Raw genomic sequence first — 13,635 nt, forward strand, 5'->3', positions numbered from 1 at the left:
TCCCACAGGGGGAACGCGATCAAACTGTGGGAGCGAGCCTGCTCGCGAAGACTTCAGCGCAAACACCCTCAATGCCGGATCAATTTGCCGCGCACCTGCTCCATAGCGATCGGATCCAGCTCCAGCCAGAACTGCGTCTTGCCGGCAATCTCCGCCGCCGCCGGCAAACCATCGCGATACACCAACCGATTACTCACCAACGCCGGCACTTTTACCCCCGGCAACAACGTCCCGGCCAGGTTCAGCGGATCTACCCCGCACACCGCGACCAGACTGCCGTCATGCGGTCGCCGTCGAACTTCGCGCAACAACGGAATCGCCTCGGGCAAGGCGAACTGTTCCCCCGCCAAACCACTGACAAACCGCCCGCCGCGAATCTCGCCGCGCGCTTCCAGCCGATGAAACGTGCGCAGCAACTCGCGCCAACTCGGCAACCAGTCCGCCTCACGCTCCAGCAAACGCCAGAACACCACGCCGTAACGCCGCAACAGTGTCATCGCGACATGTTCAAGGGTTTCGTTGTTATCCACAGCCGCCCCGCGCCGCAGCAAGGCCCAGCGCCCGGCATCATCCATCCCACCGATAAACGCCCCACGCCCACGCCGACTGCTGTGCTGCTGGCGCTTGCTCGCCGGGGTAATCAGCGCGCGCAGGCCGGCGAAGCTGTCAGCGTTCACCAGGCCGGCGCCGACCAGTTCCTGTAAGGCGATTTCCAGTTCGGTGCGCAGCAGGTGCGCTTCATGGATCAGCTCATCGAAAAACAACGCGCCGTGCTGGCTCAAGGCCTCAAAGACCTTATGGGTTTTCGGCGACAGTTCATTCACCGGCGTCTGTTCCGCCAGCGCACTCCATAAGCCGACCTGACTGCGCGGCAGCAATACAATCGGCGTGCTGCGCAACGCCGTGCCGCTGACTTTCTGCCGGGCACTGAGGCGCGTCCACACCAGTTTGCCGTTGCGGCACAACTCATCCAGCCAGCTCGGCGAATAGTCCTTCAAACGCGCCGGGAGAATGTCGCTGTCCCACGCCGAAGCGGCCGCTGCGTAGCCTTCGAACTGGCCGACAATTGCCGGCAACACGGCACTGCCCTGACCGCGCGTCGCGGGCGACAGATGCTGCCAGTCGAACAGGAAACGCATGAAATCCTGCAGCGCTACCGGTTCGATTTCCCGGCGCAGGCGCTTGACCGTGTAGCGATGAATACGCGCGAGCAGGTGCCGTTCGCACCATTCTTCTACCCCCAATCCGGGCGTGAACTGACCACGCAGCACGTAACCTTCGCGTTCCAGTTGAGCGAGGGCTTGAGCTACTTGAGTGGTTGGCAGCGCAAGAGGTTCGGCAATTGCGGTTATGGGTAACGGGCCGAAGGCACCGAGACGGGCGCGGAGCACTTCGATCACCGCCTCATCGAATGTCCAGGTTTCATCAAATCCCGGTAACGCCTCCAGTTCGGGTTGCAATCTAGCCTGTGGATAAAGTGCTTGCAGGCAAGTCAGGCGTTCGCGAGGCAGCCACAAGCAATGCTCGGCGTCGATCTGCAAACGGCAGGCGCGCCCGCTGCTCGCCAAGGTTTCCAGCCATGCACGCCAGCCTTCGTTCGCTTGCACTTCAGCCTCGCTGATGCACGCCAGGCTCATCAGCGCCTCATGCATTTCATCCACAGCATTCGGCGTCGGCCAGGCTTCTTCGCGCACGGCGGCAATCGCGTCGGCATCCAGTGCACCGAGATCATCGGTCGATTGCGGATCGCTCCAGCGCCGGTTGATCACCGCTTGGGTGCGACGCTCTTCCAGCGGAGCATCGTCGAGGAAGGTGTACGGCCGCGCACTGAGAATTTCTGCCGCGAGCGGTGAGGGCGCCGGTAAATCACGGCTGATCAAACGCACCTCGCCACGCTCCATTCGCCGCAGCAGATTGAGCCAGCCTTCGCTGTCCATCGCCTCATGCAGGCAATCGTCCAGTGTCTGCTCGATCAACGGGTGCTCGGGAATTTCGCGTTCACCGGCGAGGTTCTCCAGGCAGGCAATCTGATCGGGAAACACGCTGGCAATCAGGTCTTCGCTTTTCATCCGCTGCAACTGCGGCGCAACTTTGCGCCCACCGGTAAAACGCGGCAACGCCAGCGCCACCCCGGCATTCCAGCGCCAGCGCACGCCGAACAGCGGCGCATCGAGCACCGCTTGGATCAAAATGTGTTCGGCACTGTTGCTGTGCAGGTAACGCCAGATGTCATCGAGTTCAAAACTGTGGCTGGTGGACAGGGACAGCACGATGGCGTCCTCGCTGGCGGCAGCCTGCAATTCGAAGTTGAAGGTGCGGCAGAACCGCTTGCGCAAGGCCAGACCCCAGGCGCGGTTGATGCGGCTGCCGAACGGCGAATGGATGATCAATTGCGTGCCGCCGGACTCGTCGAAAAACCGCTCCATCAGCAGCGTGTCCTGCGAGGGCAGGGCGCCGAGAGTTTGCCGGGCACGGGCGAGGTATTCGACCAGTTGTTCGGCGCTGGCGCGGTTGAGGCCGAGGGTGTCGATCAGCCAGTCGAGCGCCGGTTGCAGGTCGCCGGGGCTGGCGCCGAGCAGTTCGTCGAGCTGCGCTTGCAGACGCGCCACGGCAGCCGACAGTTCATCGCTGCGCCCCGGTGCTTCGCCGAGCCAGAATGGAATGGTCGGCGGCTGGCCGTGGGCATCTTCGACGCGCACCTTGCCGGTTTCCACGCGCAGGATGCGGTAGGAGGTATTGCCGAGCTGAAACACATCGCCGGCAATGCTTTCCACCGCGAAGTCTTCGTTGACGCTGCCGATGTTCAAGCCTTGCGGCTCAAGCATCACGCTGTAATCGGCGTTGTCGGGGATGGTGCCGCCGCTGGTCACGGCAGCGAGTTTCGCACCACGGCGGCCACGCAAGGTGCGGCTGACGGCGTCGCGGTGCAGGTAGGCGCTGCGGATGCCTTGGCGACCGTTGTAGCCTTCGGCGAGCATGCTCAGCAGCGCTTGATAGTGTTTTTCGTCGAGATCGCGGTAGGGCGAGGCTTGGCGGAACATCGCCAGCAAGGCGTCCTCCGACCATTCCTGACAGCTGACTTCGGCGATGATCTGCTGCGCCAGCACGTCCAGCGGCGCGACCGGGATGTGCAGGGTATCGAGTTCGCCGCGGCGCACGCTGTCGAGCAGGGCGGTGCATTCGATCAGGTCGTCGCGGGTGGTGGCAAACAGGCGACCCTTGGGCGTGCCGCCCACCTGGTGACCGGAACGACCGACCCGTTGCAAAAATCCGGCAATGGAGCGCGGTGAAGCGATCTGACAGACCAGATCGACTTCGCCGATGTCGATGCCCAATTCCAGCGAGGCGGTGGCGATCAACACCTGTAGCTCGCCGCGCTTGAGGCGTTGTTCGGCGTCGAGGCGAAACTCCTTGGCCAGACTGCCGTGGTGCGCCGCCACCGCGTGCTTGCCGAGGCGTTCGCTGAGGTGCCGGCTGAGGCGCTCGGCCAGTCGCCGGGTGTTGACGAAAATCAGCGTGGTGCGGTGCTCACGGGCCAGTTCGGCGAGGCGGTCGTAGACCAATTCCCAGACATCATTGGCCATGACGGCCGACAACGGCACGGGCGGCACTTCGATGCCAAGATCCCGTGGCCGGGCGTGGCCGATGTCGATGATTTCGCAGGGGCGATCATGGCCGACGAGGAATTGCGCTACGGCTTCAACCGGTTTCTGGGTGGCGGAGAGGCCGATGCGGGTCAGCGGTTCGGCGCACAGCGCTTGCAGGCGCTCAAGGCTCAGCGCCAGATGACTGCCGCGCTTGCCGGCGGCCATCGCGTGGATTTCATCGATGATCACCGTGCGCGTGGTGCCGAGCATTTTTCGCCCGGATTCGGATCCGAGCAGCACATAGAGTGATTCCGGCGTGGTCACCAGAATGTGCGGCGCCGACTTGCGCATGGCCGCGCGTTCTTTCTGCGGGGTGTCACCGGTGCGCACGGCGGTGGTGATTTCCAGTTCGGGCAGATTCATCTGCCGTAGTTGCCCGGTAATTCCGGCCAGCGGGTTTTGCAGGTTGATGCGGATGTCGTTGGACAGCGCCTTCAGTGGCGAGACATAGACCACCAGCGTTTCATCGGGCAGGCCGTCGGGATTTTCCAGGCCACGGTGCACGAGGTCGTCGAGCACAGCGAGAAACGCGGTGAGGGTTTTGCCCGAGCCGGTGGGAGCGGCGATCAGCGTCGAGCGGCGCTGGCGGATCAATGGCCATGCGCGGGCCTGGGCGGCGGTGACCGTCGGGAAGGTTTTGCTGAACCAGGCGCTGACGGCGGGGTGAAAGCCTGCCAGGGCCGCGTCCGTGGGGATGGGCAGATTCATGGCTTAAGTTATGCGGGCGCTGGGGAGAAGATGCAAGTACCGCTGAGATCTTCAGCGTCTGGCCGGACCTCTTCGCGAGCAGGCTCGCTTGTATGGTAGGACTTGAAGGGAGGAGGAGGGACAAGGCTCGATTCTGACTGTTAGCGCAGTACAGACCGTGGGAGATTTCACCCTCCTCCTTTCACCCAAGCGCCGATAAAGAATGCATCTGGCCTAGACCGACGATAGGAACAAGCCTGCGCCTCTGGGTGAACCCTTCAAGTGTTCAAACCTTAGCCCGGAGGATTTCTCATGGCAATGCCCGTCGCTACTACTCAGTCGATCATCGGGGTTGATGTCGCCAAGGATGAACTGGTGATTTATTGCGCCGAATCAGATCATCTCGAGACAATCTCTAACACCAAAGCAGCAATCAAAAAATGGCTCAAAACTGTAGCCAAGCCAGTGGCAATCGCCATCGAAGCCACCAATATCTATCACCAGGAATTTGCTGATCTGGCGCATGCCGATGGGTGCGTGATCTATATGGTTGGCGGTTATGAGCTCAGCCATTACCGCAAAGGCGTGAACGTTCGCGCGAAGACTGATGCGCTGGATGCCCGATTACTGGCCCGTTATCTCACAAACGAAGGGGACCACTTACGCCCTTGGACACCGCCGTCGCCCTTGTATTGCCGGCTCATCAGTCTTTTCCGGCGCCGTGCGGCTCTGGTCCAGGCTCGTGTCAGCCTCAAGCAGAGCTGGGAGAATGAGCCGTTGCTCAAAACCGCTTTCAAAAATCAGATAAACGCCATGCAAAGACTGGAAATCCTGCTGGAGAAAACGATCCTGACGCAGATAGACGAAGCCGATTTAGGTGCTCAGCTCAAGCGTTGCATGAAGGTAGAAGGCATCGGTACGTTGACCGGTGCCCGCTTGCTCGCATCCTTTCAGCGTGGGGACTTCAAGAATGCCGACGCTTTCATCGCCTTTCTAGGCCTGGATCTGCGCATATCTGACTCAGGCAAAAAGAAAGGCCGTCGCTGCCTGACCAAACGAGGCGACTCAGAGGCGCGTCGGTTGCTGCACAACGCTGCAATGGCGGCGAGCCGAACCTCGGCGTGGAAAGGATTTTATGAGGCTTTGAGAGAGCGCGGACTGAGCACTACCCAAGCACTGGTTGCACTAGCCCGCAAGCTTGCGCGGGTGGTATTTGCTCTGTTGAAAAACCAGAGCGAATACTCACCTAAAGCCGTTTAGGGGCTAGGCATGAACCATAGAATCTCCCACAGTGGATTTTTGTGCACCGCAAAATCCCATGTGGGAGCGAGCCTGCTCGCGAAGGGGCCGGTCGGGACGACACAAATCCCGGCGATCTGCACTTTACGGATGACGGTTGCGCACTAAACCCGCAAAATGCAACGATTCCGGTAATTATCGACGACGGTTCCACGAGATCCGTCGCTAAAGCCATCGTTCCAATCAGACTGGGCCTGCTGACTCTATGCGAATGCGCCTTATGTTACTGGGCGGCGGAAATGCCCTTGGGCAGGCGCTGATTCGCCTCGGTGCGGAGGAAGACATCGGTTTCCTCGCCCCCCGCCCGCCCGAACACGGCTGGGATGCCGCGAGCCTGACGCAACTGCTCGACGACACCCGTCCCGATGCGTTGATCAACCTCGCCTACTATTTCGACTGGTTCCAGGCCGAAACCGTCAGCGAAAGCCGCATGGCCGGGCAGGAGCGGGCGATCGAGCGTCTGGCCGAACTGTGCCAGCACCACAATATCGTCCTCGTCCAGCCCTCCAGTTATCGGGTGTTCGATGGTTCGCGTGCCACGGCGTACAGCGAAAAAGACGAACCGGTGCCCCTCGGCCTGCGCGGTCAGGCGTTGTGGCGCATCGAACAAAGCGTTCGCGCCACTTGCCCGCAGCATGTCCTGCTGCGGTTCGGCTGGCTGCTCGATGACAGTCCCGATGGCACGCTCGGGCGCTTCCTCGCACGGGCCGAACAACCTGAGGAATTGCTCCTGGCCGATGACCGTCGTGGCAACCCCACACCAGTCGATGATGCCGCGCGAGTGATCATTTCGGTACTCAAGCAACTCGATTGCGCCGCGCCGCTGTGGGGCACTTACCACTACGCCGGCCACGAAGCGACCACACCGCTGGCACTGGGCCAGGCGATTCTCACTGAAGCACGAAGCCTGCATGCGCTGGCGATCGAAGCGCCGACCGCTCAGGCTCACGCCGCGCGGCCGGACGCTGCCGAAGAGCCGCAACACGCGGTGCTGGCCTGCAAGAAAATTCTGCACACTTTCGGGATCAAGCCGCGCGCCTGGCGTGCCGCACTCCCGGGCTTACTGGATAGGTTCTACCGTCATGGCTGAAGGGACTGTTTTAATCACCGGCGGAGCCGGCTTCATTGGCTCGCACCTGACCGATGCCTTGCTCGCCAAGGGGCATTCGGTGCGCATCCTCGACGACTTGTCGACGGGTAAACGCAGCAACCTGCCGCTGGACAATCCACAGGTTGAACTGATTGTTGGTGACGTCGCTGATGCGGCGCTGGTGGCCAAGGCGATGCAAGGCTGCAGTGCGGTCGCTCACCTGGCAGCCGTGGCTTCGGTGCAGGCCTCGGTGGATGATCCGGTGAAAACTCACCAGAGCAATTTCATCGGCACGCTGAACGTCTGCGAAGCCATGCGTCTGGCCGGGGTCAAGCGTGTGGTGTATGCCTCAAGCGCAGCGGTGTACGGGAACAATGGTGAGGGCGAGTCGATAGATGAGGACACGCCCAAAGCCCCGCTGACGCCTTACGCCTCGGACAAACTGGCGGGCGAACACTATTTCGACTTCTATCGCCGCCAGCATGGCCTGGAGCCGGTGATTTTCCGCTTCTTCAACATCTTCGGCCCGCGCCAGGATCCGTCCTCGCCGTACTCCGGGGTGATCAGCATCTTCAGCGAACGCGCGCAGAAAGGTCTGCCAATTACGGTGTTCGGTGATGGTGAGCAGACGCGTGATTTCCTGTACGTCGAGGATCTGGTAGATCTGCTGGTGCAGGCGATCGAAAAGCCTGAGGTGGAAGTCGGCCCGGTGAACGTCGGCTGGAATCAGGCGATGAGCCTCAAGCAAATGCTTGAAGCATTGCAAGCGGTGGTCGGCGAACTGCCGCCCGTCAGCTACGGCCCGGCGCGCTCCGGTGACATCCGGCATTCGCGGGCGAACAACGCTCGTTTGCTGGAGCGCTTCAAGCTGCCGCAGCAGACACCGATGAGTGTGGGGTTGGCGCGGTTGTTGGGGCGCTCCTGAAAAGAGCCCCTCACCCTAGCCCTCTCCCAGAGGGAGAGGGGACTGACTGTAGCGTTTGTGAGAAATGCACCGACCTGAAATATCGAGTCGAACTCGTATTTGAAAAGCACACAAATCGGCTCCCTTTCCCCCTCTCCCTGAGGGAGAGGGCTGGGGTGAGGGGGGAGATTCAACTCACGCCACAGGTTTCCAGCGGACATGAAAAAGGCGCCCTTTGACAGGCGCCTTTTTCACGGCCGGAATATGTCGCTACTCCTGTGGCGAGGGAATGTTATCCCCCGATCAACTGCGTACGGTCGCCGTCAGTTCTATGCCTGCTCGCCACCAAGCCTCATTCACCACCACGTGAACGTTCGATAACTCGACTTAGAACTTATAGCCCAAGCCAACCATGTAGATGAACGGATCCACATCGACGTTGACCCGTGCGCGAGTGCCTGGTGCAACGGCGTTGTTCTCGACGGTGGCGCGGGTGTCGATGTCGATGTAACGCACTTGGGCGTTGAGCATGATGTTGTCGGTCAGCATGTAGTCAGCACCGACCTGCCAAGCCAGACCCCAGGAGTTTTTCGCCTTGAAGTTGCTGAAACCGTTGGCGCTGGCTTCGCTGCCGACGTGTTCGTCATAGATCCAGGTGTAGTTGATACCGCCACCGACATACGGCTGGAACGGCGACTTCGAATCCAGCGGGTAGTACACAACGCTGAGAGTTGGCGGCAAGTGTTTCAGGGTGCCGAGCTTGCCATTGGCCGCTGGCAGGGCAGTGCCTTTGAGCTTGACGTCATGCTCGAACGGCGTTGCCGCGAGCAGTTCGAGGCCGACGTGATCAGTGAGCATGTAGGCGAAGTTCAGACCCAGTTGGGTGTCGCTGCTCATGGTCGCCTTGCCGCCCAGATTGGTGCCGCTCAACGGGCCCTGATCGACCTTGACGCTGGAGCTGTCGGCCTTCGGGTTGACGGTGATCGCACCGGCACGAATGAGGATGTCACCGGCTTCGTGGGCATGGGCGAGCGGGGCTGCGAGCGCGAGGGCAAACAGCGAAGCGCTGAGCAAGGACTTGTTCATTGGGGCTCCGAAAGGACGTTAAAAATGTTCGATGTCCTATGGTACGAAGCCAACTGATACGGTCTTTTGACTCAGCTCAATGAAACAGTGAAGGGGCAGACTTTTGCGGAACCTTTGCGGGCCCCTTCGCGAGCAAGCTCGCTCCCACCCTGGAATGTGATCACCTGTGGGAGCGAGCCTGCTCGCGAAGACGATGGATCAAGCAGCACAAAACCGCCGGATTCACTCCGGCAGCTCATACACATAAATCTTGTCGGCATCCATCTGATACCCGGCATCCGCCAGTTCGCTGCTCGATGCTTTGACCTGCAACGGCCCCTCGACCCAGTACGGTTGATACAGCTCATCAAGCTTCACGCCCAACTCGCTTTTCACATGCACGATCTGGTTCGACGGCGGAGGCGGCACATGGATGCACGCGCCGAAATACGGCACCAGCAAGAAGTCGGTGGTACGCCCCTCTTCATTGACTTCCAGCGGCACGATGTAGCCCGGCAAACGAATATTCTGACCGTCGAGTGCCTTCACCACCGGCGCATTCGGCAGGTCCTGCTTCGCCGCAGGCGCGGATTCAGCGGAGAGCGCGTCGCTCATCTTCGACATGTCATGCAGCGGGGTCATGTTCGGCACTTCCGGCGCGGCGTCCGGCGGGATCATTTCCGACCACGTCAGGTCTTTCGGCGCCGCTGCCCACACGGGCAGGGCGATCAACAACAGCAGCGCGAGTGCAGCGCGGGGCATGGTGAACATCCTCATAAACGGATCGACAGGCCATCGGCCAGGGATTGGCGATAAGCGCGCCAGGCCGGCACGCTGCCCATCAGCAGCGCGGCGGCCAGAATGCCACCGAGCAGCGTCCATTCATACTCGCTCGGCCATGCCAGCGGCAGATACAAACCGTAATTGGCCTGCACGTAACCTTGCGCTGCAGCGATGCCGATGTACAAAAGAGCTACCCCGGCAATCACCCCGGTCAGCGCCAGGGCGAACGCCTCGAGCACCAACAGGCTCGCGATATGCCACGGTCGCGCCCCGACTGAGCGCAGAATCGCCATCTCGCGGCGCCGTTCGTTGAGGCTGGTGAGAATCGCCGTGAGCATGCCGATCAACCCGGTCAGCACCACGAACAACGAGACCACGAACAGCGCTTTTTCGGCGGTGCTCATCAGACTCCACAACTCCTGCAACGCCACGCCCGGCAGAATCGCCAGCATCGGTTCGCCACGGAATTCGTTGATCTCGCGTTGCAGCGCAAAGGTGGAAATCTTGCTGTTGAGGCCGAGCATGAACGCGGTGATCGCTTGCGGCGTCAGGTCCATGTTGCGTGCCTGATCGGCGCTGATCCGGCCATTGCCGCGTGCCGGCACACCGTTGTGCCAGTCGATGTGAATTGCCTCCATACCACCGAGGCTGATGTGCAGCGTGCGATCGACCGGGGTGCCGGTGCGCTTGAGAATACCGACCACGGTGAACGGTTTGTCGTCGTGCTTGACCAGACTGATCGCCGCCACGCCGTGGGCCAGCACCAGTTGGTCGCCGAGTTTGTAATGCAGCGCATCCGCGACCTCGGCACCCAGCACCACTTCAAACGGATCGGTTGCAAACGCGCGACCATCGGCCAGTGCCAGGTGTTGCTGGCGACCGTACTGGTAATGCTCGAAATAGGCTTCAGTGGTACCCATCACCCGGTAGCCGCGATGGGAGTCGCCGAGGGACATCGGGATCGCCCACTTCACTTTCGGGTTGCTGGCGAAGTGTTCGAAGCTGTCCCAGCGAATGTTGTTGGTGGCGTTGCCGATGCGAAATACCGAGTACAACAACAGGTTCACCGAGCCGGAGCGGGCGCCGACGATCAGGTCGGTGCCGCTGATGGTGCTGGCGAAACTGGCTTTGGCTTCGGTGCGTACTCGCTCAACGGCGAGTAACAGGCATACCGAGAGGGCGATGGCAAAAGCCGTGAGCAAAGCGGTGAAGCGGCGGTTGGCCAGGCTGGCCATGGCCAGACGAAACAGATACATCTCAGACCTCGGCAGACGTGGCGGCGCGATTGAGTTCGGCCAGGGACAGGTGACGGTCGAACAGTGGCGCCAGGCTCTGGTCATGGCTGACGAACAGCAGACTCGATCCGGCCTCGCGGCATTCGGCGAACAGCAGGCGAATGAAGTTTTCCCGGGCGTCGTAATCCAGTGCCGAAGTCGGTTCGTCGGCGATCACCAGCTCGGGTTGGCCGATCAATGCGCGTGCGGCGGCAACCCGTTGCTGTTGGCCGATCGACAGTGAATCAGCACGACGACTGAGGATGCTTTCATCCTTCAGGCCCAAGTGGGAGAGGAGGGTGGCAGCGGCTTGGTCGACGCTGCCGTGACGCTGTTTCGCCCGTTGCGCGCGCAGCTTGGAAAAGTGACACGGCAGTTCAACGTTCTCGCGCACCGAGAGGAATGGCAGCAAGTTGAACTGCTGGAAAATGTAGCCAGTGTGGTCGACGCGAAAAGTGTCGCGAGCGCCCGCGGAGAGTTCGGTGAGTTCCTGGCCAAGCAGACGAATGCTGCCGCGACCGGGCTTCTGCACGCCGCCGAGCAGACCGAGCAGGGTGGTCTTGCCGCTGCCGCTGGGGCCTTTGAGGAACAGGGTTTCGCCGGCTTCCAGACGAAACGCCGGGATGTCCAGCAACGGCGGGTGACCGGGCCAGTTGAAGCCCAGGTCGGACAGTTCGATGAGTGCTTGGGTCATGGCACCAGTTTCATGGTTGGACACTGAACCCCCTGTAGGAGCTGCCGAAGGCTGCGATCTTTTGATCTTGGTTTTTTACAATCAAAAGATCGCAGCCTCGTTTCACTCGACAGCTCCTACAGGGGATTTAGGGAGTGATCAGAATTTCAGCGCGGCAGCCTTGGCCGTCACTTCGGTGCCTTGCTGGCCGCTGGCGCTGATCAGTTGTACCTGAATTTTCTGCGTCGCCGGGAAGGTATTGAAGACGTTCGCCAGATCCAGAGTCTTCAACGCACCCGGTGTGGCGCAGTTGAACTGATAGTGCGCGTGGATTTCGCTATGGTCGTGGTGATGCTCGTGACCGTCCTTGTCCGCTTCATCGTCGTCATGGTCATCGGCATCCGGCTTGTCGCCGAACAACGGGCTTTCCAGTTCCTGACTGACCACTTTGCAACCGGCAGCAGCAGGCAGGCTGAACAGGGCCAAGGGTTTTTCCAGTTGCGCGCGGGCGGCAGCGACTTTGGCTTTATCGGCATCCGTGGTCGCAATGTGTTCGAAACCCACGAGGTTCATCGCCGGGCTTTCCAGCTCCAGCTCCAGGGTCTGGCCGTCGAGCGCAGCGTTCAGGCGACCCACGCCATGTTCATGCGCGCCGAGGCTGCCGTGTTCATGGTCGTGATCGTGGTCATGCTCATCAGCCGCATGGGCGATGGCCAGCGGCAACAGGGCAAACGGCAAAGCGAGCAGCAGACGACGCATGGCGGTCTCCGGGAAGTAAAGTGAAGAGTTTGTTATGTAATCTTATAACGAAAGTGCGCAGAGTTTGCCCGTGCGCTTGGCGTTGCACAAGTCCCGTGGGAGCATGCAGGTCAGAAAAGTGCGGGAGCGAACTCAATGTTGCGGATACGCGGAACCGTCGGCGACGTGCCGGTGGACTTGACGGTGGAACTGGATGAAGGCGACTGGGCGAAGCTCGGTTCGGCGCTGAATGGGCAGGCGCCGCTTGCGCAATCTGAAGCGCTCGCGTCAGCTCCGGCAGCGAAACCGCTGAATCAGGACGATGCCTTGTGGCAGTTGGCCAAGGACCTTTTGCGCAAGGCTGGGCAGCTCAGCGGTCCGGATCTGCTTGATCAACTGGAAGGGCTGACCGGCAGCGCGGTGGCAGGCAAGCGCTTGCTGGTGCGCCTGCGCCATAGTGCGGACGTGAAAGTGGTGAGCGGCGGGGATACGCCGCTCTACAGCTGGATCGAGTGAGTTGCAAAAGATCGCAGCCTGCGGCAGCTCCAAGGGGTACACGATCCCAATGTAGGAGCTGCCGCAGGCTGCGTTCTTTTGATCTTAATAAAGCGCAGCAAACATCTTGCGGCGGTACACCGTCACCAGCGGGTGATCATTGCCCAGCAGCTCGAACACCTGCAGCAAGGTTTTGTGCGGCAGGCCTTCGCTGTAGCTGCGGTTGCGGATGAACAGCTTCAGTAGTGCATCCAGCGCCGCTTCATACTGCTGGCGAGCGAGTTGCTGAATCGCCAGTTGATACACCGCCTCATCGTCTTGCGGATCTTTCGCCAGGCGTGCTTTCAGATCGGCGGCGTCCGGCAGATCACGAGCAAGTCCGAGGAACTTGATCTGTGCCTTGGCCCCGGCCAGTGCAGCCTTGTGCTCATCGCTTTTGACTGCGTCGAGCACGGTTTGCGCTTCGTCCAGTTCGCCACGTTCGGTCAGGCAACGCGCGTAGAGAATCAGCGCCTTGGCGTTAGTGTTGTCTTCAGTGAGCATCACCACCAGCGCCGCTTCGGCGTCGGCGTAACGGCCGTCATCAAACAACGCCTGAGCCTGTTCGAACGGATCGGCGGCGGCCGGTGGCGGCATCTGCACATGTGGCTCAAGCAGCGCGCGTACGGCGGATTCCGGTTGTGCACCGGCAAAGCCGTCGACCGGTTGACCGTCCTTGAACAGCACCACGGTCGGCAGGCTGCGAATACCGAAGCGGGCGACGATGTCCTGCTCGATGTCGCAGTTGACCTTGGCCAGCAGCAACTCGCCCTGATAGCTCTCGGCAATACCTTGCAGCATCGGCATCAGCGCCTTGCACGGCGCACACCATTCGGCCCAGAAGTCCACCAGCACCGGTTTGTTGAAAGAAGCCTCGATCACCGACTGGTCGAAATCGGCCGTCGTGGCGTCGAAGATGTACGGCGTTTGCTCACTCATGG

Annotated in this window: 11 protein-coding genes; 4 read left to right on the forward strand and 7 right to left on the reverse strand. The window is 61.0% G+C overall.

The genetic code is table 11. The features are described 5' to 3' along the window. Positions 1 to 68: 68 nt before the first annotated feature. Positions 69 to 4,355: a DEAD/DEAH box helicase gene (locus tag ACI514_RS28800; protein WP_405122786.1), complete on the reverse strand. Its 4,287-nt coding sequence runs from the start codon at positions 4,353 to 4,355 to the stop codon at positions 69 to 71. 291 nt (positions 4,356 to 4,646) lie between these two features. On the opposite strand from ACI514_RS28800, the gene ACI514_RS28805 reads away from it, so the two are divergent. From ACI514_RS28805 to ACI514_RS28815, 3 genes are all read left to right on the forward strand, one after another. Continuing rightward, a complete protein-coding gene (locus ACI514_RS28805) occupies positions 4,647 to 5,594 on the forward strand; it encodes an IS110 family transposase (protein WP_405122027.1) in 948 nt (315 codons plus the stop codon). Positions 5,595 to 5,838: 244 nt separating this feature from the next. Further along, entirely contained in the window at positions 5,839 to 6,723 is an 885-nt protein-coding gene (locus ACI514_RS28810; protein WP_160059603.1) for a sugar nucleotide-binding protein, read from the forward strand. Continuing rightward, on the forward strand, positions 6,716 to 7,648 hold the full coding sequence (locus tag ACI514_RS28815; RefSeq protein ID WP_160059602.1) for an NAD-dependent epimerase/dehydratase family protein: 933 nt from the start codon (positions 6,716 to 6,718) through the stop codon (positions 7,646 to 7,648). Before ACI514_RS28810 ends, ACI514_RS28815 begins: the two co-directional genes overlap by 8 nt. 366 nt (positions 7,649 to 8,014) lie before the next feature. On the opposite strand, the gene ACI514_RS28820 is transcribed toward ACI514_RS28815, so the two are convergent. The 5 genes from ACI514_RS28820 to ACI514_RS28840 all read right to left on the reverse strand — a co-directional run bounded on the left by ACI514_RS28820 (position 8,015) and on the right by ACI514_RS28840 (position 12,181). Then, the gene (locus ACI514_RS28820; RefSeq protein WP_007910962.1) at positions 8,015 to 8,713 is read right to left on the reverse strand and encodes an OmpW family protein; all 699 of its coding nucleotides are present in this window, start codon (positions 8,711 to 8,713) and stop codon (positions 8,015 to 8,017) included. Positions 8,714 to 8,935: 222 nt separating this feature from the next. Further along, positions 8,936 to 9,454, reverse strand: a complete 519-nt coding sequence (locus ACI514_RS28825; protein ID WP_095122223.1) for a DUF3299 domain-containing protein — start codon at positions 9,452 to 9,454, stop codon at positions 8,936 to 8,938. An 11-nt stretch (positions 9,455 to 9,465) separates the two neighbouring features. Next, positions 9,466 to 10,731, reverse strand: coding sequence for an ABC transporter permease (locus ACI514_RS28830; protein WP_405122787.1), 1,266 nt, complete (start codon positions 10,729 to 10,731; stop codon positions 9,466 to 9,468). A 1-nt stretch (position 10,732) separates the two neighbouring features. Then, complete coding sequence (locus tag ACI514_RS28835; RefSeq protein WP_160059600.1) at positions 10,733 to 11,443, reverse strand: ABC transporter ATP-binding protein; 711 nt, start codon at positions 11,441 to 11,443, stop codon at positions 10,733 to 10,735. A gap of 138 nt (positions 11,444 to 11,581) precedes the next feature. After that, positions 11,582 to 12,181 (reverse strand): DUF2796 domain-containing protein, encoded by a 600-nt coding sequence (locus ACI514_RS28840; protein ID WP_405122788.1) that lies wholly within the window; start codon positions 12,179 to 12,181, stop codon positions 11,582 to 11,584. A gap of 135 nt (positions 12,182 to 12,316) precedes the next feature. On the opposite strand from ACI514_RS28840, the gene ACI514_RS28845 reads away from it, so the two are divergent. Further along, positions 12,317 to 12,676: a hypothetical protein gene (locus ACI514_RS28845; protein WP_160059598.1), complete on the forward strand. Its 360-nt coding sequence runs from the start codon at positions 12,317 to 12,319 to the stop codon at positions 12,674 to 12,676. Positions 12,677 to 12,760: 84 nt separating this feature from the next. Here the strand turns inward: ACI514_RS28845 and trxA are convergent, their stop codons facing one another. Further along, the gene (trxA, locus tag ACI514_RS28850) at positions 12,761 to 13,633 is read right to left on the reverse strand and encodes a thioredoxin (protein WP_160059597.1); all 873 of its coding nucleotides are present in this window, start codon (positions 13,631 to 13,633) and stop codon (positions 12,761 to 12,763) included. Positions 13,634 to 13,635: the final 2 nt, after the last annotated feature.

This window comes from Pseudomonas sp. M20 (assembly GCF_045037865.1).
In the GTDB taxonomy this organism is placed as follows: domain Bacteria; phylum Pseudomonadota; class Gammaproteobacteria; order Pseudomonadales; family Pseudomonadaceae; genus Aquipseudomonas.

Bases quoted from the DNA above. Each gene is read 5' to 3' on its own strand.
- ACI514_RS28815 (WP_160059602.1), top strand. From the start codon at position 6,716: ATGGCTGAAGGGACTGTTTTAATCACCGGCGGAGCCGGCTTCATTGGC.
- ACI514_RS28825 (WP_095122223.1), bottom strand. From the start codon at position 9,454: ATGCCCCGCGCTGCACTCGCGCTGCTGTTGTTGATCGCCCTGCCCGTG.
- ACI514_RS28810 (WP_160059603.1), top strand. From the start codon at position 5,839: ATGCGAATGCGCCTTATGTTACTGGGCGGCGGAAATGCCCTTGGGCAG.
- ACI514_RS28830 (WP_405122787.1), bottom strand. From the start codon at position 10,731: ATGTATCTGTTTCGTCTGGCCATGGCCAGCCTGGCCAACCGCCGCTTC.
- ACI514_RS28835 (WP_160059600.1), bottom strand. From the start codon at position 11,443: ATGACCCAAGCACTCATCGAACTGTCCGACCTGGGCTTCAACTGGCCC.
- ACI514_RS28800 (WP_405122786.1), bottom strand. From the start codon at position 4,355: ATGAATCTGCCCATCCCCACGGACGCGGCCCTGGCAGGCTTTCACCCC.
- ACI514_RS28805 (WP_405122027.1), top strand. From the start codon at position 4,647: ATGGCAATGCCCGTCGCTACTACTCAGTCGATCATCGGGGTTGATGTC.
- ACI514_RS28820 (WP_007910962.1), bottom strand. From the start codon at position 8,713: ATGAACAAGTCCTTGCTCAGCGCTTCGCTGTTTGCCCTCGCGCTCGCA.
- trxA (WP_160059597.1), bottom strand. From the start codon at position 13,633: ATGAGTGAGCAAACGCCGTACATCTTCGACGCCACGACGGCCGATTTC.
- ACI514_RS28840 (WP_405122788.1), bottom strand. From the start codon at position 12,181: ATGCGTCGTCTGCTGCTCGCTTTGCCGTTTGCCCTGTTGCCGCTGGCC.
- ACI514_RS28845 (WP_160059598.1), top strand. From the start codon at position 12,317: ATGTTGCGGATACGCGGAACCGTCGGCGACGTGCCGGTGGACTTGACG.